The organism is Pseudoalteromonas sp. 2CM28B, assembly GCF_023161935.1.
In genome coordinates this window covers 1-18,665 of sequence record NZ_JALNTH010000058.1, presented here as the reverse complement: position 1 = coordinate 18,665, position 18,665 = coordinate 1, and the positions used below count along the sequence as shown (strand labels likewise).

Genomic DNA, 18,665 nt, shown 5'->3' with positions numbered 1-18,665 from the left:
GCTACTACTAAGAACCCTACGCGCTACGTTATAGTCTATTTGTTGGAAGTAACACTCAATACAGAGTATACATGCCTGAAGATAGCGTATAGATCTGCAAATTAACCTTGAAAACAAACAAACCACGCAGCCCCTTCATAATAACTTAAATTCAGAAGCTTTTTGATGACGCTTAATTAGGAAATTGCAATAAAAACACATTTAAGTCCTGTTCAGTCACTTGAGTAGTCTGTGTTAATCTTTAATTTTGTTATTTTCTATATAGTCTATGAGGCTATGTATAGGTAGTGGCTTGGAAAAAAAATACCCCTGAACCTTAATACCTTCGAATTTAGATAAGTGCTTAATTAACCCTTCACCTTCAACACCCTCAACTATTACGCTTTTATCTAGATCGTAGCAAAACCTAATAATAGTATCTAACAGCTTTTGCTCTTTAGTATTTAATAAGTGTGCGCCTATTGTAAATTCGCGATCGAGTTTAATTATATTTGCTGGCTGATGTGTCAGATAGGATAGGCTTGAGTAGCCGGTTCCAAAGTCATCTATTGCAACATTGAGCCCATAATCAACCAATTCAATAAGTTTGCTTACAATAACCCCCCGTTCTTGAAAGTACGATTCAGTAACTTCTACCGTAAAATTTTCAAGAATAATGTTATTTTCAGTTAATAATGAAAGCAAATTACTTGCAAAGTTATCTTTAATTATTTGTTTCGTCGAAAAGTTAACTGCAACAGTCATATTTTGTAGTTGGGGATATTTTTTTATATCTTCGATCACTTTTTTAAGGACCTGCTCGCCGACTTGAGTTATTTGACCTGTAGTTTCAGCTATGGGTATAAATTTAGCTGGTGAAACCCACTCATTACCGTTTGTCCATCTAACTAGTGCTTCAACTCCGGTGATCGTACTATCATTTAAGCAATGCACTGGTTGGTAAAATACTTCTAATACATCGTTCTTAAGTGCATTTTGTAAGTCATTTCTGATAGTAACGGTTTCATTATACTTATCTTCCATAGACTGTTGGTAGAAATGAAATTGATTACCACCAAGCTCTTTCGCTTTTTCAAGAGCAACATTCGCTTGCTGAAGATTTAACCGAAGATTAAATGAATCAAGGTGTCTGTAGGTTGCAGCTCCAGCGCTGACTGAAAGGTTAATTTCATTATCATCAATAATGTGAGCTTCAGTAAGCTCGACAATTAGAGACTTTATTTTTTGTTCTAATGACTCTGGGGAAATATCAAAAAAATATAAAACGAAGCTATCACTCGCCCCTCTAGCAATCAACGCTATATTATTAGTGCTTTCGCGTACTCTTAAGGATACATTATTTATAAGTTCATCGCAGATTTTATACCCTAAAGAAATGTAAATCGCTTCAAAGAAATCTACTTTCAAAATAACGGTTGAAAAATTATTAAAATGCTTTTCAGAAGTGACCTTGATAAACTCGTCTTCTAAAGCTGTTAATTTGAGTAACCCCGTGAGCTCGTCATGTTTTGCTCTAAACTGAATGACCCTAGAGGAGTCTGCTACTTGAACAAAAATAAATATAAAAATAGAAGTGAGCCAAAGTATTGACTGATCAATTATTGTGTCAGTATGTATAGAGTCATAATCATTAATAAAACTATAAACCTCATGCTCAACTAGATCCATGACATTGATTTTCTGTGTGATAAAGTGATTATAACCATTAATTAGTTCGCTTAAGTCTGTTTTATTTTCATTATTATAATCCACTGAAAAATAAACACTTTTTGTCAATTCTAAATAAGTATCGTATTGACTTAAATAGTGTAAATAGTCTTTATCTAGCAATAAATTAATATCCAGCAAATTTAATATGTAGTATTTATTTTTTGTCGCTAATTCAACAGTGGCTAACAGCATAAGAGTGGGGGCTGCTGAGTTTAGGGTGAGTGAATTTGCTGCAAACTGAATGTCATCAAGATCTCGCGTCAACCATGCTTTTATTATTGGTTTTTCTAGCATACCGTTTAAGTAGAAATGTCTTGAAAAAGTATCCCCTGAAACGAAGTTAAGTTCGCTATCAAGAACTAATACCCCCTTAATAATATTGTAATCGTTGGTATAGGTTTTTTGGTCTATATCTAGAAGGCGCTTGAAATCATCAAAACTCTCATTGTTAACTCGTGCTTTGATTCTGGAAAGGGCTTTTATTTGTGCTTCAATAGATTTATTTATCATTGTTTCTATCAAATTAATCTTCGCCCTCGCATTAGCCTCTTCAGCTTTTACCACACTTAATGAAGCTTGATGCCAAACGGCTGTTCCAATAGAGACTGCAATGAATACAACTAACTTTATTCTCTTCATTTCGATAATTTGGACATTTTTGTGAAAAGCTTTCACAAAAATTGCAGCAAAAAGCGTAAACAAGAAAACAGCAGATAAAGAAAAAGTAAATGGATTCGAGTCAATCAAGCCAATATGAAAGTTTTGCAGCATATGAAACCAAACGGAAACCTGCATTAAAAGGAAGCACAAGAAGCAAGCTGCAACTATTAAAACTTTGTACTTTTTTGTTATTACGTTTAGGCTCACCCTTTTTATCAGTATGAGTACTGCCATAATCAATAGCGAGTTTAGTGCTGTTTTAAGGCCAATAACGTGCATCAGCTCATATTTATAAAATAGGAGCTCGATTATACCTAAAACGAAAATAATGAAATGAAAATAAATGATAGCACTATAGAAAATACTCGCCGCGCTATTTGTTACTTTAAAGTGCATATAATGTGAATCGATTTATCAAGCTACGTTTCTTGCAGTGTAAAAGGGTTAGTAAATTAATACAATGCATAATAATATTTAACTAGTAACTAAATTACACTACCAACAACAAGATAGTAACAAGATAATAACACCACCGACACCGCGTCATGCTTTGTGTGATTTTATAACGCCATAAACGTTGGCGGTACTTCAAGCTTGTATAGTGACTCCCTAGTCTGAGTGAAACATCCATCAACTTGATCTGCCTCTACTTTCGTAGTTAGCTCAAGCGCTTTTAGCGTTAAGTTAGAATCCGGTGACAATGACATGGCCCAACCCACAACTTTGCGTGCAAATAAATCAATAACAACCGCTAAATAATACCATCGATTGCTTGTCAAAATATATGTTACATCAGCGCACCATGTCCTATTCAGCTCAACCTATCAAACTACCTATCAAACTACCTATCAAACTACCTATCAAACTACCTATCAAACTACCTATCAAACTACCTATCAAACAAATCTAGGATTTAAAGGTATTCATTACCAGCACGTTTATATTGATATTGTGGTACTTGGCAGCTCCTAACTTTAGTTTAACTATCAGTTTAGCGGCGCAATAACGGCTTAATTCAAAATAGTTATTCGTTGCGATTGTCGTTGCCCTAGCTGAACCGTCTCTCATTCTATGTGTGGCTTTAACTTCAGTTTCTAACCTTACTTGCTCTGGTGTCGGTGCTGTATCCCGTATAGGCCAATATTTTTAGTTGCTACGATACACATTGAATACACGAAACTGTACGCTAATCGGATAATGCTTTCGTTGATTTAATTTCTCAATTAAAGAAAGTTATTCAAGGAGTCGGACATCACGTGAGCGGTAGCCTTTTTTGAAATGTAATTTAAGATATACGTCATTGTAAGACATAAAGTTAAGATGAGTACCCCAAGCACAAGTGAAAGTGTAAGCTCATTCGCATTTAGAAGTGCATTTCTAAATAAATACCACATTACGTATGCTAAAAACCCCACCCCCCCAGCTAAACCCACTATTTTTAAGCGCCATTTTGAGCTAGATTTGACTGAGTTATAGCGTTGCATATTTTATCTCCCTGCTATTATTGTTAATTATTTCAAAGTAAGGGCTTTACTATAAATGCTAGAATATTAATTTGGCCTTGTAAATGCTTTTGAAGTTATAGAGTGATTGACTTCATATCACGTATTTAAGGAATAGAATCAAGTATAGAGAGCTTTACCCCAACTCTAATCACAAGGCTTCATAATCAATTCTTATAATATAAGGAGAAAACACGGGCTCATAAATACATCTCGTTTCTAAAATCAATTATATATTTAAGTGTAAAACTTTGTTATTTAATAACTTTAAAATTATTTATCAATTACTTCATCATAAAAATTTTCATCATTTCTATACAAATAAATTTCCGTTGTTGAAATGTTCGTCATGTATAGTATAAAGCCTATATCTATGGCCACTGCGATGTATATTAGGTGCGCTAATTTGATAAAGCTCTAGTTAATTTAGTTTCTCGATTAAAAAGAATTGATCAGGGAGTTTTTTTACTAGCGTTGAGATATTTCAATCTTATATTTCGTCTTTAGAGCTTCCCAATTTTAAAGAGCCCTTATTAGTCTTACTGGTTTTATTGATAAACCTAAAACCGACATACTCTTTCCAACCGTTATCAAATGGTTTATTAATACTTTGAGCGCTTCATAAACTATGTTTTGTGTATTAGTTCATTAGTTCATTAGTTCAACAAATTATCAATTCTTTTCTTCCAATAGCTCAATGAGCTTACGCTTTCCTTCGTCATCAAGCTTTTCGATTAAACATGCCAGAGTTGCGCTTTCTTCTGATTCACAAAAAAAGTAATTTACGGGAACGTTTAGCTCGATCGCTAGCTTTTTTAAAGTTGCTAAGTCGGGCATATGGCGACCTGTTTCGTAATGATTCATCCTGCCGCTAGCAGAGCTTGGGTCCATCCCTATTTTAATACCTAACTCTTTTTGGCTTATTTTCATTCGCTTTCGAGCCTCTTTAAGACGCTCTGTAAAAAAGGATTTAACCTGCACCGTTGCTTCATCTTGGTAACTCTCACATTTAAATGATTGTCTAGTTTTTACATGAGCATGTATACTTAGGAATCCTAAGTTTATGGTGAGTGGTAAGGTTTAGCAATGAGTAAAAAAGCGAATATGAATGTATTTTTACATTTTCTTTTGGTAATCAAACAGATGAATAATTTCACTGTGACGCAAGCGAAAGAGGCATTATTGCGTGAACAATCTGAGTTTACTGATCCAGTAGAAACCCGAAAGTTTGTATATCGCCAATTAACTCGCAATGTTGCAAATGGACTCTTAAGACGAACCAATAAATTAAATAAGGGATCTAAAGAGGTTATATATTCAACAACAGAGCTTTTTTCAAGTTTAGAAATCATTCCTACTTCAAGGCGAGGCAAAGTAAAACAAATAGATACTGCAAATATTAGCGTTCCTGATATTTCGACCGAAACAGTTAAAGTTATTGAGTACCAAGAAGAACTTAAAAAAGATTTATTAACATACGAGATTGATTTAAATACTGTACTTGAAGAAGCTAAAGAGTATCAGCGCCTTTCTGCACGCTACCCTAAGCTGCAAGAACAATTGCAGCTACATCACACTCAAGCTAAGGAAAAGTCGATTAAATTACTTGGCAAAATAAACGCTTTGCAGACTTTATTGGGTAATAAAATAACAGAAAAGCAACCATGCTAAGGGCTTGGCAAACAGCCTGCTTACTGGCAATTAAAAAGCACTACTCTCAAAGCCATAAGCACTTTTTTTGTTTAGCTACACCTGGGGCCGGTAAAACTGTATTGGCGGCAGAAGTTGCAGCATATTTATTTGAAACTAAGCAAATAGAATTTGTGATTTGTTTTTCACCCTCTAGTGAGGTGGCCAATGGTATTAGAAAGACGTTTGCTAAACGGTTAAATTGTAATTTTGACGGTGTTATTGGCTCAGTTGGTTGCTCGTATACTTACCAAAACATGCGCTTTTTTAATGACGACTACTGGAAGTTATTAAGGAATAACCGCGTGTTAGTGGTGTTTGATGAAATACACCACTGTGCTGGTTCAAGCATTGAGGATGCCAATGTATGGGGGCAAGATATTGTTAAAAACATTCAACAGCACGCTGCTTTTACGTTAGCGTTGACAGGCACACCTTGGCGCTCTGACCTTCTTCCTATCGCGCTGGCAACTTATAGCGACCCTGATAATATAATAATATGTAATTACACTTACTCGCTGCAACAGGCGGTAAATGATGGTGTTTGTCGTAACCCTAAAATTGTTTTAATTGATAATGAAGAAATTTCGGTAACAACCACGAAACAGGAAACTAAAACCTATAACTCATTAAAGTCTTTGCTAAAAGATCCATCGATTTCCTACCAAGATTTGATTAAGCACGAAGCTGTGATTAATTACATTGTTGCTCAAGGGGTAAGTAAACTTGCCACTATTAGGCAGCAGAATAGTAATGCCGCAGGGTTAATTGTTGCCTCTTCTGTTGAACATGCAGAGCAAATAGTGACTGTACTCACCGACCTTTTTCATCAATCAGCAACCATAGTTACTTACAAAGAAAGTGATGCTGGCGAGAGAATCAGCCATTTTCGCTTAAGCAACACACAATGGATTGTAAGCGTTGGCATGGTGTCGGAAGGTACTGACATACCAAGACTACAAATATGTTGCCATTTAAGCAGAGTTAAAACCGAACTTTATTTTAGGCAGGTGCTTGGCCGTATATTAAGAGTAAATAGCTCGCCCAACCAAGAAGCTTGGTTATTCACCTTAGCCGAAGAAACACTAAGCACTTTTGCAAATAGAATCGACCAAGAGCTACCTAACACTTGCGTACTAATAAGAAATAACGCTATAGCAAATGAATATTTTGGAACAGAGACTCATAAAAAGACAGGCTCCACGCGTCCCGATAGTCAGCCAATTGCTGAAATTGATGATTTATTATTTTCATGGGGCAAAAATGGAGCAAATCAGCTGCAAACAGAGCCTCAGGAAGCAAGCTTTTTACAGGCCTTTGGCGGGTTTAGAGAGCGGGTGATAGAGACGTTTTTAGTAAGTTAATTTGAAGTAATTCACATCAGTTCAGAGAGTTTTAATTGTTAGGCTTAGGTTTCATCTGGCAGGCCGCTATGAGCGAGAAGCAGACGGTCAGATAAACTCGTTTTTGGACAATTCCGAGTTAAAGTCTTAAATCTAATTCGTTAATTTCACAGAAAAATTCTATGGGATAATGCCCTCTTAAATCAATAGAAAAGCAAACTCCTAAATGGGTATCTTTGAGATCCCAATCAACACTATGTCCCGTATTGAAATTTTAACCTTACAGTCGTTTACGACTCAGAGAAAACCACGTTTGTTGCGGTGACTGTGTAACCGGCCTATCAGGTTTGCAAATCGTTACAAGTAGGTGTCAACTTCTTCTAGGCAGTCATCATCGTAACTAAGTAATGTATAAATAAACCCGTCTTTGAGTACTATTGAGCTTGCATATAATTCCAGTAACTTCATACCATCTCGCTCTGGTGTAACCCAATCTATCGGGTCTACAACGTCAAAGTCACTAGGAAATGCCTCTTGGCTGACATTTGTACAAGAAGCTAATTGCTCTGAGGATAAGTTGGTTTGGTTTATATAAAAATTGAAATGCTTTGTAGGAACAAAACGCTTAAATTGCTTGTTTTGGTGGATAACCATCGCTACAGGTGCTTTCTCCAGCCATGATAGTCTTCTAAAAACAGCCTCCAAAGAGGTGTCGCATAAATCGGATATTTGTTTGATGTTATGCCAGTTTACATCGCCATCAGTCAAAGGCTTAACCAATCGCTTTGGCATTAGTAGTCCAGATGCAAAACCATTAGCTTGGCGTTCTAGCGGATCTTTAAAATAATCCCCAAGCTCAGAGTTACCACACTCAAAGTCTTTAGAGTGGCCCTGCATAATGTGCATACAAACGTGGCCTGTTTCATGTGCAGCAGTGAAATTTAGCCGCCGGGAATCTGGAATATTGCTATTAATAATAATTCCTGCCCCGTCTTGATTGCCGATTGCCTTACCCAAAAATTGGTCGGATACAAATGCATGGAATTCCACTCTGATAGGAAAGCTCTCATCTGAAATGGTATTAATAAATTGATTTACTTTGATAGGTAACTGATCAAAGCCCAGATCTTCAAGTAAAGATTCGGCCTCCTTTGCTCCTTTTTGTTCTTCCATACCAAATCCTTACTTCTTGGTGAAGCGTTCCATCATTTCTCGCAATATACGCTGATCCTGTTCTGGCAGCTTATCAAGTTCTCCCCACTTTCGATAGAACTCTGTAGTTTTGTCTCCTGAATTTTCCGGCGCATCTTCTCCCGTTATTTCATAGGGTTTTACACCTAGTGCCGAAGCGATTTTTCTTAGCACAACAATAGTCGGCATTCGGCCTTCGTCTTTTTCGATCTTGCTTAGAGCAGCCGCTGTTATCCCTGCCTCACTAGCGAGCCTCGCCTGTGTCCAACCAAGTAATTCTCGCATGTGCTTTATGTTTTTACTGATAAGTGCGGCTTGCTGAAGTTTGTCAGCCATAAAATAACCCTCCGTTAATTTTTATATTAACAGTAGTTGATATGTTTGGCTAGAAGGCGTATCGTTATAAACGATGGTTAATTTATTAACTTCTGTTAATTGCCATCAAGAACGACATAGGTGTAGGTGCAGACCTTGTTCACCTGTGAGTTTGTCTTAGAGAAATACGCAGTGAACTAATTTATAAGAGGTAGCTAACTATGTCTTTGCAAAACCAATTCTCAAAATTTCACGACAAAATTAAATTAGGACGAGAGGATGATAGTTATCGGGAGGCCAGGACGAAGGACTCTAGCATCCTCGATGATTTAAGGGATGAATTTAAAAATGCCGGTTATCCAATAATAGACACGTTTATTCAGGGATCTTTCAGCACGCACACAGGCATAAAGCACCCAGTGGCTGACTTTGATATCGATAGAGCTGTTGTTATTGATGCAGATAATGCTCCTAATGATCCGGTTGAAGTAAAAAAACTTGTACTTAAAGTCTTGGAAAAGCGCGGTTTTACAAATGCAAGAATCAAAAAGCCTTGTGTCACTGCTGATTATATAAATTTAAACCTGCATATCGATATTGTCATATACAGGAAGCGAGGTCAGCAGTATGAACTGGCAGTCGGTAAGTTGAACTCAAATGTAGAAAACCGTGAGTGGTCTCCTGCTGAGCCCAAAAAACTGATAGAACATATTAATGATAGCAGCCAGTATATCGGCTCAGCAGACCTGAAAAACAGACAGGTTAAACGTTTGGTCAGATATGTAAAACGCTGGAGGGATGAAAAGTTCGGCCAAAATGTTGGCAAAAAAGTGTTTTCAATTGGACTTACACTAATGTTGAAAGACAAGTTCCGTCCATCTATCAGCTATGACGGTAAAGTCAATGACTTGCAATCGCTACGCGACACTATTTCAGCTATTTTGAATGCCAATTATTTTCAAAGCGTTGATTATGGTAAGTACAAAGTCAATGTGCAGTTACCTGTTCAACCATATAGAAATGTTTTTGAAAACAGTAGCATTGATACGGGAACACAGCTATATAACAAACTGAATGCGATGCTGACTAAACTTGATCAAGCTTTAAACGAAGACTCTTTGCGCAAACAATGTGAAATCTTGCAGGGGCTATTCGGTGATGACTTTGAAGTGCCAGAAAAGGAGCAAGATAGTAATGCCAAAAAAGTGGCTTACAGTAGCGCTGGTGTAGTTGGAACGTCACAGGGGGCATAGTGTGCTAAGCGAAATAAAACAGCACCTTATCAACCAGGGGTTCTACTGCACAATCAGTGAAGTAGCTGGAGGAGAGAGGATCGTAGTGGAAACTACGATCCTTAATCATGAGATACAATTAATGCTAGTAGCCGATCCTCCCTACTACAGCCTGCCCGAATTTTTCTTAATTAACCCTGATTCCATTGGCAGGTTGGCTCATGTCTCTGTTCATGAAGATTCAGGGATTCAGATTGGCACTGTGTGTGTTAATGCTCCAGAGTCACTGTCAGTAAATTTCGAACAACCACTATTGGTTGTAGAAGAATCGCTTCGGAGGCATATCTCGTTGTTAGAGAAGTGCATAACGAATCCAGATTGGAACCATAGTGAATTGCTTCGTGAGTTCTCCAGTGAATGGTTGCGAATCTGTGATCCAGATAGCTTTAAACCCTTATTGGCAAATATCGCAAGGCCAGCCCTACAAACGTTATCGGTATATAGCCCAGTGGATGGCAAACAATTTGGCATCGAAAGCCACTATATGGTTCATCCGGCTGATGATTCGCTTTCGGGTATCAGTGATATTCGGTTGTCTATAGCTAAGGATAATCGACGCATAGCAGGAAAAGCAGTTGTGATTCCAATCGAAACACTAACTCCTGCACCTAAAAATTCAGATGCTCTCGAAGAATGGTATTTAAATACAATATCTTCGCTCCCGATAAAGGTTAGAAGTGAATTACAACAAAAATACGGTCAATGGCGTGAAACTGCTTATTGGGTCGTGTTTACCGCCAAAACTGTTAATGATGAACGAACTTGGTTCGCACTGAAACTTAGCGGTAAAGCCAAAAAGGCGCTACCACTATCAGATGAAAAGCTAAAAAACTGGAAATTGGAAGCTTTACCTATACGGCTATTCAATCAAGAGAATACTGTGGAACGTGGTGGTGGCATTCTGCCGTTAGCAGACAAAAAGGTAGCCGTGATAGGCATTGGTTCAGTAGGCAGTGAAATTGCGCATAAGTTGTCTGCTGCTGGAGTCAGATATTTAACGTTAGTAGATCCTGATCTATACGAAATCAATAATCTGTATCGCCATATTTTAGAACAGCATTGGGTGGGAGCATTCAAAACCGTAGCCCTAAGTGTCGCTCTTCAACGACAATTTCCATGGTCTTGTGCACAATGGAAATTAGATAAACTGATGGAGTTTGCTCGCAGTAACCGTATGAATGATTTTGACCTGATCGTCATTGCTATCGGAAATCCGACCCAGGAACGGTTGTTTAAACAATACCTTTTGGATAACAACTCAAAAGTTGCCGTCATTAACAGTTGGTTAGAAGGTTTTGGCGTTGGTGGCCATGCAACATTAGATATCCCTAGTACGGAGGGATGCTTATTGTGCTCTTACGTTTGCCAAGAAACAGGTGCAAGAGGGCTAGTGTCGAACATGAATTTTATCGAACCCAACCAGATAACCATGAAAAACATCGCTGGCTGTGGAGAACAATTTATCTCATATGGCGCAGCAAGTTCGGCTCAAACTGGTGTCATGGCAGCAAATTTGGCCATTCGGTATTTGGAAGGCAAACAAACTAAGTCCTGCAAAGTTAGTTGGAAGGGTTTAGATGAAGATGCAATGGCAGAGGGCATCAGGCTGACTCATCGCTACTACAATTTCAGCAGTTCGCTTGAATACTTACCTTTGGTTGATGAGGACTGCGATGTCTGCACTCATTAAGCAAACTACGGGCATAAAAGATACAAAAATTTACCTTTCTGAAGAGCTAATTGATCTTTGGTATTCTTACAGGCAGATGTCTCGTGATAGAAGTGAAGCTTTTGGATCATTAATTGGCTCTCAGTCCGCTGACGCTAATGAATTTTGGCTAGAGCATTGTACTATTCCTCAGAAAGAAGATTCAGCCACCAGACTTAACTTTTATATGCGTGACCCTCACCACCAGAAAACGGTTAATTCTTATTACGAAAGTTCGCATGGAAAACTAGGCTACTTGGGTACATGGCATACTCACCCTGAAGAAACACCCACCCCATCGTATATAGATATTGTAGATTGGAGGAAATGCATAAAACGTAACCCGGACAGAGAATTAGTCTTTGTAATTGTTGGTCAGAAAGACGTCTGTATCTTTCGGGAAATTAACGGGTCATTTAAACGAATTTTTAAGGAACAAATCGATGACTGACGAGAGGCTACCTTTTCATCAAGCATGTTTTTATCCCATAGAGTCAATTGACAAGCTCGCAGAGTTTCTATCGAGCATTAAGACCTCTTTTGTGTGGGAGCATGTTGGATTACTTACCGATGAGCGTGTAAAAAACCAGATATATATATTGTATTCACATGAGTTACGAGCCAGTTTTCGACTTAACGTAACTGATGTTGAGCTTAAGGATGCTCTAACATTGATGGGTTGTGGGGATAATCTTGAGGTTCGCCACCTCCAGGGCCGAAATCTTTCTCAAGACGAATATGGAACAATGGAGTCACTATCAAAAATATGGGATTCCTGTGTTAGTCAATCTACAGTCTTGTCAGTCAATGACGTTGTTGACTATATCTCCAGGAATATCGAACAGCGATTTAATAAAGGTCGTGGTAAAGATTTCACACAGCCGACAATTAATCAAGTTATGCGTGATAGTCATGGCTATTGTATGTTTGAAGGCTGCGGGGATAGGTTGGATATTGATTGTCTGACTGGGGCATCTGGTAACTATTCATACTTGGCTCACAATGTTGCGTCTTCCGAGAATGGCCCAAGGGGTATTCCTTATCTATCCGAAGAACTTTCGAATGAGCCAGCTAATATTCTACTTTTATGCGACAAACATCACCGATTAATAGATCGAGTTGCGTGTGCTGATTATCCTGCATCCAGACTTACTCAAATGCGAACGGAGTTTTTAATTAATACTGAGAAATTACTTGAAGGACTGAGTTTCCAACCTATTCCTGTATTTTCAGTTCTTTGGCCGGTAGGCGGGCATGTTGTTTCTCCCCCGGAGTCAAGAGACATTGCAGGAAGTTTATCTAGGTTAAGAACTCGCATTAGAGGAGCATTGAATAACCTTAGTGACAATGAACGCCGATACAGAGCCAAACCTGAACGGTTTGCCAAAGAAATGGATGAAATTGTCACAGAAGAAGCAGAAACCATAATCAATCAGACAAAAAATTATGGATATCGAGCGGCGCTATTCGCATTTGGGCCAATGCCAGCTTTGGTCGGATTAGGGGCATGCCTAGGAAATAAATCTGAAATCACGCCAATGCTCAGATACCGAGATGGAAACTGCTGGGTTTGGCCTCAGGATTCTCGATCAGAAACACCTTACAAGGTGAATTGGAAGAGCGAGATAGGAAAATCATCTGAAGTCACGATCACTATAGCATTAACCCAATATCCCGAAGCAATGAAAAAGACTGCAACAGTGCTCGGTTATCCTGAGATTGAAATCGTAGCCAAGCAAATGGGTAATGCTGCGATCCCGCATCCAGAAAACGGGTTAGAATTAAAAAGTGAACTTCATGTAATACTGCAAAAACTTCATGACCAATTTGCTGTTGAGCGTGTTCACTTGCTCATCTGTGCATCTAACGCTGCTTGTGTATTCGTAGGTCAAGCCTTCGATCTCTATCAGCCAGCGCTTCTCGTATATGACTTCGATGGAGACGAAATGATATCTAAGCTGTCGATAAGTCATGTAAAAGGAAAAGTTAATTTATCAATACCTCAATGAGTAGCCATCGTTAGAAGAGCCACTCTGTAGCATTACTAAAAATTGGTCAACTGGCGGTTTATAGAGGAGTAAGAATACATATGACTTTTAAGATATTGAGCATCGATGGCGGGGGAATACGTGGTGTTTACCCTGCGCACATACTTAAATGTTTTGAAGAAAAACTTGGAATCAATCTCTTAGAGTCATTCGACATGATAGCCGGCACTAGTACGGGTTCCATAATAGCGGCTGGTGTTGCATGTAACATCCGCCCAGCCGAAATGGTTAACATGTACAAAGAATATGGCGTGGATATTTTCAAAAAGAAAAAGTCGAGAATCCCCTTTAAGAAGCTAAAAAATGTTGCGCAGCCGTTGCTAGAAAGCGTTTATGATAGTGGCAGTTTATCTAATGTTCTTAACGGTGTTTTTAACGATATTACGCTTGGGCAAGTAGCCAAGCCACTAATTCTGCCAGCAACAGATGTAGGTAACGGCGGAGTCCATGTATTTAAATCGCCTTACCACCCAGATTTTATTCGTGATAAGTCGGTAAAAGTAAAAGATGCTGTTCTAGCATCTTGCTCAGCCCCAACATTTTTTGATCCTCATAAAGTTGATGAGTACTTGTTATCAGATGGAGGCCTGTGGGCAAACAACCCCGCATTAGTGGCCGTTATCGATGCCCAAAAACGACTAGGGATAAATTATGATGATATACAAGTGGTGTCCATCGGCACCGGTCATTCCAAAGTCGCCTATGGTTTAAAGCATAAGGGAGGCTGGGGTTTAGCAACGGGCTGGCGGCATAAAGAATTCATAAATTTCATGTTATCGCTTCAGAGCCAAAGCGCGTTAAATTATCTAAAGCTTCATTTGAAGCCTGAGCAAATATTAAGAATTGATTTTGAGTCAGATACTGATCTCCCACTTGATGAAGTTTCTGAAATCGATAATTTGATTAGTTTAGCCGACAAGGATTTTACATATGGAAGTAAAGAGATTAGCAACTTTGTCTTGGGAGGGAGTGTATCGTGACTCAAATAGTTTCTAGGGAAGAGGCCCTGTTAACAGCGGCGAAAAAGTTGGACATCTCTCCAACTAAATACAAACAAGCAATTGATCGCTTTAATTCAATGAGAACACATCTAGAGCAAGGTAACTATCCCGGCACATTTCGTGTCCCAGAGGTATACCTTCAAGGCTCTTTTAAGCTTGGAACAGAAATTCGCCCATTCAAAAATAGTAAAGATGCAGATTATGACATTGATTTGGTCTGCAACTTGGGGCATTTAAAACAAGCAGTACTAGCCTCCACTGTGAAAAATCAGGTTGGGCAACGTATTAGAGAGAATGGCACTTATGCCCGATTGTTAGATGATGAAGGAAAGCGCTGCTGGACTCTCAATTATGCTGAAGATGATGGTGTTGGATTCCATATGGATATTCTCCCTTCAGTAGCAGAAAACAGTTTATTGGCGCGACCCCAATCAATTGCAGCTACAAATAAAGATCAAGAAAACCGCTACTCTTGGACAACGAGCAACCCGAAAGGATTTGCTGAATGGTTTTACGAAAGAAATGGCGCTGCATTTGAACTAGAAAAATATAGTCAGAAGCAACGTATCTTCAACAATCAAAGACAATTGTACAATTCAATTAACGATGTTCCCAATATTCACGTTAAAACGCCGTTACAAAGGGCAGTTCAATTATTAAAAAGACATCGTGACGTAAGATTCTCGCAATCAGATATAGAAAACTTTAAGCCAATCTCAATGATCATTACTGTATTAGCTGCCAATTGTTATAACAATGAAGCAACTATCTATGACACGTTGAGAAATCTAATATCATCTTTAAATCAGCATTCTCATCAATTAAGCAATAGCTTTGTTTTTAATGATTACTACGCAAGAAATACCTATACATTGATAACTCGCACGCCTGATGGAAAGTGGCTTATCCCCAACCCAGCTAATCCAGATGAAAACTTCGCTGACCGATGGCATGAGGATAATAATGCAAGAGCAAATGCTTTTTTCCAATGGGTGGGTTGGCTTAGAGACGACTTCATCAATACTGAAAACTTTATCGAAGAAGATAAGTTTATTAAGTCACTTGTTGATGTATACAAACCAACAAATTTACCTGCACTAAGCTTTAATGTGCCACATAAGGAACAACTGAGATACCCTATCGTTCCAAACATATATTCAGCGGATATTAAAGCAAGTTATAAATCCAACATATATTGGAAAGAGTTTAAATCTGGACAGCATTTACTCAAAGGAAAGGAACTAAAGTTCAAATTAAAGACTGATGTTCCTGCACCATTCGACGTTTATTGGCAGGTAGTAAATACAGGGCAAGAGGCGGCGAATGTAGGGCAGCTTAGAGGCGAAATATCTCCTCAATCGAATACGGCCTCAGACGAAATTTATAGAACAGAATCTACTTCCTACACCGGTGATCATTGGGTTGAAGGATTCGTCATTAAAGATCGTGTATGCGTCGCGAGAACTGGTGAGTTTGTAGTCAGCGTTAGAGATAGATTTTCTGTATGAAGAGCGTGAGTTTCCAAGAAGAATTAAGTGCAAAAAACACTACGCTTATGCTGCGAACTAATCTAAGCGTTGTAACATTACAAAGATTTGGTCAACTGACAGAAATTCTGTAAGGACGGCAAAAAGTTTCTCTGGCACGCTTTGGGGCAAAGGTGAGCCAGCGCTGATCTGGCTGACTCGAAGGCGGATAAAACTATTAAATCATGCGGCATCACTAAGACGAAGGCTTTCGTAATAGTCTTCCGCCAGAGCGGTCATTTTGAACTCAGCATCTACTCCAGCGATCTTCTCAACGGCATCTTTAATTTCCTCTAGATCGACATTGAAGAACTCCTTACGAAGATTAATTGCATTAACACGTTGAGAATGGAATTCACGGTGCAAAGCTGTTTCGAGTGCAGGTGCATCATCAGTATAAATCATGGCATGTACGTCAAATGGGAATGGTACACTGGCATCACCAAGCTCTTTAACTCTGTCCATAGGCTCTAGCCTGCGCGTTAAACCTATCTTGTAAACATCTTCTCCAAAGGAACCAATGTTACTTATCACGTACACATGGCCCTTACGAGTTTGTTCCGCCATACTCTTGGCACGTTCTTCTTTGGCTTCAGCTTCGGCCAATTGCTGCTCTAGAATGGCTATTCTTTGTTCCATTTCACTACGTTCTTGTTCATTAGCTTGAGCAAGCTCTTGCTGAGCTTTATCAAGAAGGCTTCGATACATTTTTTCTTCTTTCTCAGCTTCAGCAATAGCTTTTTCAAACTCCTTTATTGCTCTCTGCTCTTCACGAATTTGCTCTTTGATGAGCTTCTGCTCGGCAATTTCTTCCTGCTTCTTCAGGGTATATTGATACTGAAGCTTACATTCTTCAAATTTTAGTTCGATGTAGTCAATATCAAAGCCACACTCCAGTGTCGCAGCTGACTTTTCTAGATTGTTTGCTAGTTTCTCAATTCGCTCCAGCGTACGACCAAATGAGCTTGGAGAAACCTTGCCAATAAGCATGTCACATTCAATATTGAACGCAGTTAGCATTAGCTTAACTTGACCATTGAGGATTTTTTTATTCAAAGACTTATCATTAGAAATAACGGTCGTTTTTGGGAAGGTGACTGCGGTCTTAGCTTTAATCATGTCTTTTTGTTGCTGCCGTATGTCTTTGATCTCTTCAGAATAGCGAGTTGATGTTTCGTAGAGATATTGTGGCATTTCAAAATGGCCATGCGCAGTATATTCATCGAGTCGTGAATACAAGTCTATCCCACCCATTAGCTCGTTCAGATCCTGTTCGCTCTTTTCAATATTGGCACTAAGTTCATTTAGAGCGTTTTGGGCTGCGTCAAGAGACTGTTGCTGCTCTAGAATACTAACTTTAAGAGAGTCATCTTGTCCTTTCAAAGCTTGTAGGTCGGCAGTTTCAGCGTTAATTTTGGAAAGCGCCTGCTTTGCTATCTCAGTAGTTTTCTGTAGTGATTCATTTGCTTTCTTTAATGTCTCGTGCTCTACTTTGGCTTTCGTTAATGCTTCATCAATTGACTTGTACTGTCCAACTTTTTTATCCGCAGAGCGTTTCGCCACTACATAGGTCAGCAAAACTGCTAACAAAGATATGCCTGCTAATATTAGTAAATTACTATCCATTGTTTACTTTAAAACCTCTTGTATGAATTGTTTTCTAAGGGCGGCTCGTTCTTCGCAGCGGTCTTGGTACTCTTCATTTGTATTTGATAGCGCATTTTTAAATGCTTGCTTTGCTGCGGATTGTTGCTGTCTTACTTGCCGCTCTAGTTCTCGCTGAGCTTCACGCACACCTCTTTCATGCTCTCTAAGTGCTTGAGCTTCAGCACGTTGCCGAGCTTTCTCTCTACGCTGAGCTTCGCGGGTGGCTTGTTTGTTGGCTCTATCTATAGCTTTAACAACCTTTATAGCCGTCCTTAAACCATTTCCTCGTCTGGCCAATGCATTTCTCCTTTAAGCAAATCAGAATTATGCTTCCGATGCTAGCACAACAAAATTGTAAGGGTTACATTGAAATCAAATAGATTGCATAAAGTCATAGCTACGAGGGCACTAAGGTTTAAAATATCTATGTTTCTCAAGGCAGATTAGCCCCCTTGATTTGGGTTAGAAAAAATATTCCAAATGATGGTATGGAGAGTAATGGCTCATACAGTCGCTGACTCATTTTGGGGCAGAAACGAGTTTGGATTTCCCAGCTTTCACTAGACACCGGCTTATAATCTTAAAGTACAAAACGGAAGTAAACTTCCGATTTCAAACCTACATTGCCATATTTCGGAAGTAAACTTCCGTTTCTAGGGCTTCAAAGGTAGCTATCGGAAATATACTTCTGTTTTTTGATAGCGTTGTTAACCTAGATAGCTATATGAGCTACTTTTCAGGGTCTTACTTGAGCGATAACCAGTCATTGAGATTAGCTAAATATAAGAGTTAACTAATTCGTCAAACTACTCTTTGCGCATATATTCATGAAAATGAGCGACGCGCGCAAATTGGTTCATTTAACTTTACCTAAAAATTTTAGAAAACTTAGTGATAGTAATGCTTTAGGTTATTTGTTAAAACTATATAAAGTAGATAATGAGCGTTCAGTCGGAAGAAATATGCGCGATGAGCGCACTATTAAATTGTTGAACTAAGCCGCTACGCGGAGATCCTATTCTTATCATTTGAG

At 38.7% G+C, this 18,665-nt stretch carries 16 protein-coding genes; 8 read left to right on the top strand and 8 right to left on the bottom strand.

Features of this window, described 5'->3' with window-relative positions:
- Nucleotides 1-234 precede the first annotated feature (234 nt).
- From MTN96_RS34630 to MTN96_RS34620, 4 genes are all read right to left on the bottom strand, one after another.
- Nucleotides 235-2,481, bottom strand: coding sequence for a bifunctional diguanylate cyclase/phosphodiesterase (locus MTN96_RS34630; protein ID WP_248534515.1), 2,247 nt, complete (start codon nucleotides 2,479-2,481; stop codon nucleotides 235-237).
- Nucleotides 2,482-2,930: 449 nt separating this feature from the next.
- Nucleotides 2,931-3,185, bottom strand: a complete 255-nt coding sequence (locus MTN96_RS34625) for a DDE-type integrase/transposase/recombinase (protein ID WP_374276192.1) — start codon at nucleotides 3,183-3,185, stop codon at nucleotides 2,931-2,933.
- 1 nt (nucleotide 3,186) lies between these two features.
- Nucleotides 3,187-3,258, bottom strand: a complete 72-nt coding sequence (locus tag MTN96_RS37365) for a hypothetical protein (RefSeq protein ID WP_374276191.1) — start codon at nucleotides 3,256-3,258, stop codon at nucleotides 3,187-3,189.
- Between the two features lie 1,286 nt (nucleotides 3,259-4,544).
- A complete protein-coding gene (locus MTN96_RS34620; protein ID WP_248474841.1) occupies nucleotides 4,545-4,802 on the bottom strand; it encodes a helix-turn-helix transcriptional regulator in 258 nt (85 codons plus the stop codon).
- 156 nt (nucleotides 4,803-4,958) lie between these two features.
- Between MTN96_RS34620 and MTN96_RS34615 the strand changes: the two genes are divergently transcribed.
- Together MTN96_RS34615 and MTN96_RS34610 are read left to right on the top strand one after the other, a co-directional pair.
- On the top strand, nucleotides 4,959-5,543 hold the full coding sequence (locus MTN96_RS34615) for a hypothetical protein (RefSeq protein ID WP_248534513.1): 585 nt from the start codon (nucleotides 4,959-4,961) through the stop codon (nucleotides 5,541-5,543).
- Nucleotides 5,537-6,925, top strand: coding sequence for a DEAD/DEAH box helicase (locus MTN96_RS34610; RefSeq protein WP_248534511.1), 1,389 nt, complete (start codon nucleotides 5,537-5,539; stop codon nucleotides 6,923-6,925). The genes MTN96_RS34615 and MTN96_RS34610 overlap by 7 nt, the downstream gene beginning before the upstream one ends.
- 336 nt (nucleotides 6,926-7,261) lie before the next feature.
- On the opposite strand, the gene MTN96_RS34605 is transcribed toward MTN96_RS34610, so the two are convergent.
- Nucleotides 7,262-8,077, bottom strand: coding sequence for an ImmA/IrrE family metallo-endopeptidase (locus tag MTN96_RS34605; protein ID WP_138553967.1), 816 nt, complete (start codon nucleotides 8,075-8,077; stop codon nucleotides 7,262-7,264).
- A 9-nt stretch (nucleotides 8,078-8,086) separates the two neighbouring features.
- A complete protein-coding gene (locus tag MTN96_RS34600) occupies nucleotides 8,087-8,431 on the bottom strand; it encodes a helix-turn-helix domain-containing protein (RefSeq protein ID WP_032470393.1) in 345 nt (114 codons plus the stop codon).
- 200 nt (nucleotides 8,432-8,631) lie between these two features.
- On the opposite strand from MTN96_RS34600, the gene MTN96_RS34595 reads away from it, so the two are divergent.
- The 6 genes from MTN96_RS34595 to MTN96_RS34570 all read left to right on the top strand — a co-directional run bounded on the left by MTN96_RS34595 (nucleotide 8,632) and on the right by MTN96_RS34570 (nucleotide 15,967).
- Nucleotides 8,632-9,663 (top strand): nucleotidyltransferase, encoded by a 1,032-nt coding sequence (locus tag MTN96_RS34595; RefSeq protein WP_248534509.1) that lies wholly within the window; start codon nucleotides 8,632-8,634, stop codon nucleotides 9,661-9,663.
- Nucleotides 9,664-9,748: 85 nt separating this feature from the next.
- Nucleotides 9,749-11,392 carry a ThiF family adenylyltransferase gene (locus MTN96_RS34590; RefSeq protein ID WP_248534508.1) on the top strand — a complete coding sequence of 548 codons (1,644 nt, stop codon included), beginning with the start codon at nucleotides 9,749-9,751 and terminating at the stop codon, nucleotides 11,390-11,392.
- The gene (locus MTN96_RS34585; RefSeq protein WP_248534505.1) at nucleotides 11,376-11,861 is read left to right on the top strand and encodes a Mov34/MPN/PAD-1 family protein; all 486 of its coding nucleotides are present in this window, start codon (nucleotides 11,376-11,378) and stop codon (nucleotides 11,859-11,861) included. The genes MTN96_RS34590 and MTN96_RS34585 overlap by 17 nt, the downstream gene beginning before the upstream one ends.
- A complete protein-coding gene (locus tag MTN96_RS34580) occupies nucleotides 11,854-13,419 on the top strand; it encodes an SAVED domain-containing protein (protein ID WP_248534503.1) in 1,566 nt (521 codons plus the stop codon). Before MTN96_RS34585 ends, MTN96_RS34580 begins: the two co-directional genes overlap by 8 nt.
- An 80-nt stretch (nucleotides 13,420-13,499) precedes the next feature.
- Nucleotides 13,500-14,438, top strand: coding sequence for a CBASS cGAMP-activated phospholipase (locus tag MTN96_RS34575; protein WP_248534501.1), 939 nt, complete (start codon nucleotides 13,500-13,502; stop codon nucleotides 14,436-14,438).
- The gene (locus MTN96_RS34570) at nucleotides 14,435-15,967 is read left to right on the top strand and encodes a nucleotidyltransferase (protein WP_248534499.1); all 1,533 of its coding nucleotides are present in this window, start codon (nucleotides 14,435-14,437) and stop codon (nucleotides 15,965-15,967) included. Before MTN96_RS34575 ends, MTN96_RS34570 begins: the two co-directional genes overlap by 4 nt.
- A gap of 201 nt (nucleotides 15,968-16,168) precedes the next feature.
- Here the strand turns inward: MTN96_RS34570 and MTN96_RS34565 are convergent, their stop codons facing one another.
- Together MTN96_RS34565 and MTN96_RS34560 are read right to left on the bottom strand one after the other, a co-directional pair.
- Nucleotides 16,169-17,611 carry a DUF4041 domain-containing protein gene (locus MTN96_RS34565; RefSeq protein WP_248534496.1) on the bottom strand — a complete coding sequence of 481 codons (1,443 nt, stop codon included), beginning with the start codon at nucleotides 17,609-17,611 and terminating at the stop codon, nucleotides 16,169-16,171.
- 3 nt (nucleotides 17,612-17,614) lie between these two features.
- Nucleotides 17,615-17,929, bottom strand: coding sequence for a hypothetical protein (locus MTN96_RS34560; RefSeq protein ID WP_063529484.1), 315 nt, complete (start codon nucleotides 17,927-17,929; stop codon nucleotides 17,615-17,617).
- Nucleotides 17,930-18,665 lie beyond the last annotated feature (736 nt).

What these genes read in the sequence shown, in the direction of transcription:
- MTN96_RS34630 (WP_248534515.1), bottom strand. Translation starts at nt 2,481, where the DNA reads ATGCTGCAAAACTTTCATATTGGCTTGATTGACTCGAATCCATTTACT.
- MTN96_RS34620 (WP_248474841.1), bottom strand. Translation starts at nt 4,802, where the DNA reads ATGAAAATAAGCCAAAAAGAGTTAGGTATTAAAATAGGGATGGACCCA.
- MTN96_RS34615 (WP_248534513.1), top strand. Translation starts at nt 4,959, where the DNA reads ATGAGTAAAAAAGCGAATATGAATGTATTTTTACATTTTCTTTTGGTA.
- MTN96_RS34610 (WP_248534511.1), top strand. Translation starts at nt 5,537, where the DNA reads ATGCTAAGGGCTTGGCAAACAGCCTGCTTACTGGCAATTAAAAAGCAC.
- MTN96_RS34605 (WP_138553967.1), bottom strand. Translation starts at nt 8,077, where the DNA reads ATGGAAGAACAAAAAGGAGCAAAGGAGGCCGAATCTTTACTTGAAGAT.
- MTN96_RS34600 (WP_032470393.1), bottom strand. Translation starts at nt 8,431, where the DNA reads ATGGCTGACAAACTTCAGCAAGCCGCACTTATCAGTAAAAACATAAAG.
- MTN96_RS34595 (WP_248534509.1), top strand. Translation starts at nt 8,632, where the DNA reads ATGTCTTTGCAAAACCAATTCTCAAAATTTCACGACAAAATTAAATTA.
- MTN96_RS34585 (WP_248534505.1), top strand. Translation starts at nt 11,376, where the DNA reads ATGTCTGCACTCATTAAGCAAACTACGGGCATAAAAGATACAAAAATT.
- MTN96_RS34580 (WP_248534503.1), top strand. Translation starts at nt 11,854, where the DNA reads ATGACTGACGAGAGGCTACCTTTTCATCAAGCATGTTTTTATCCCATA.
- MTN96_RS34575 (WP_248534501.1), top strand. Translation starts at nt 13,500, where the DNA reads ATGACTTTTAAGATATTGAGCATCGATGGCGGGGGAATACGTGGTGTT.
- MTN96_RS34565 (WP_248534496.1), bottom strand. Translation starts at nt 17,611, where the DNA reads ATGGATAGTAATTTACTAATATTAGCAGGCATATCTTTGTTAGCAGTT.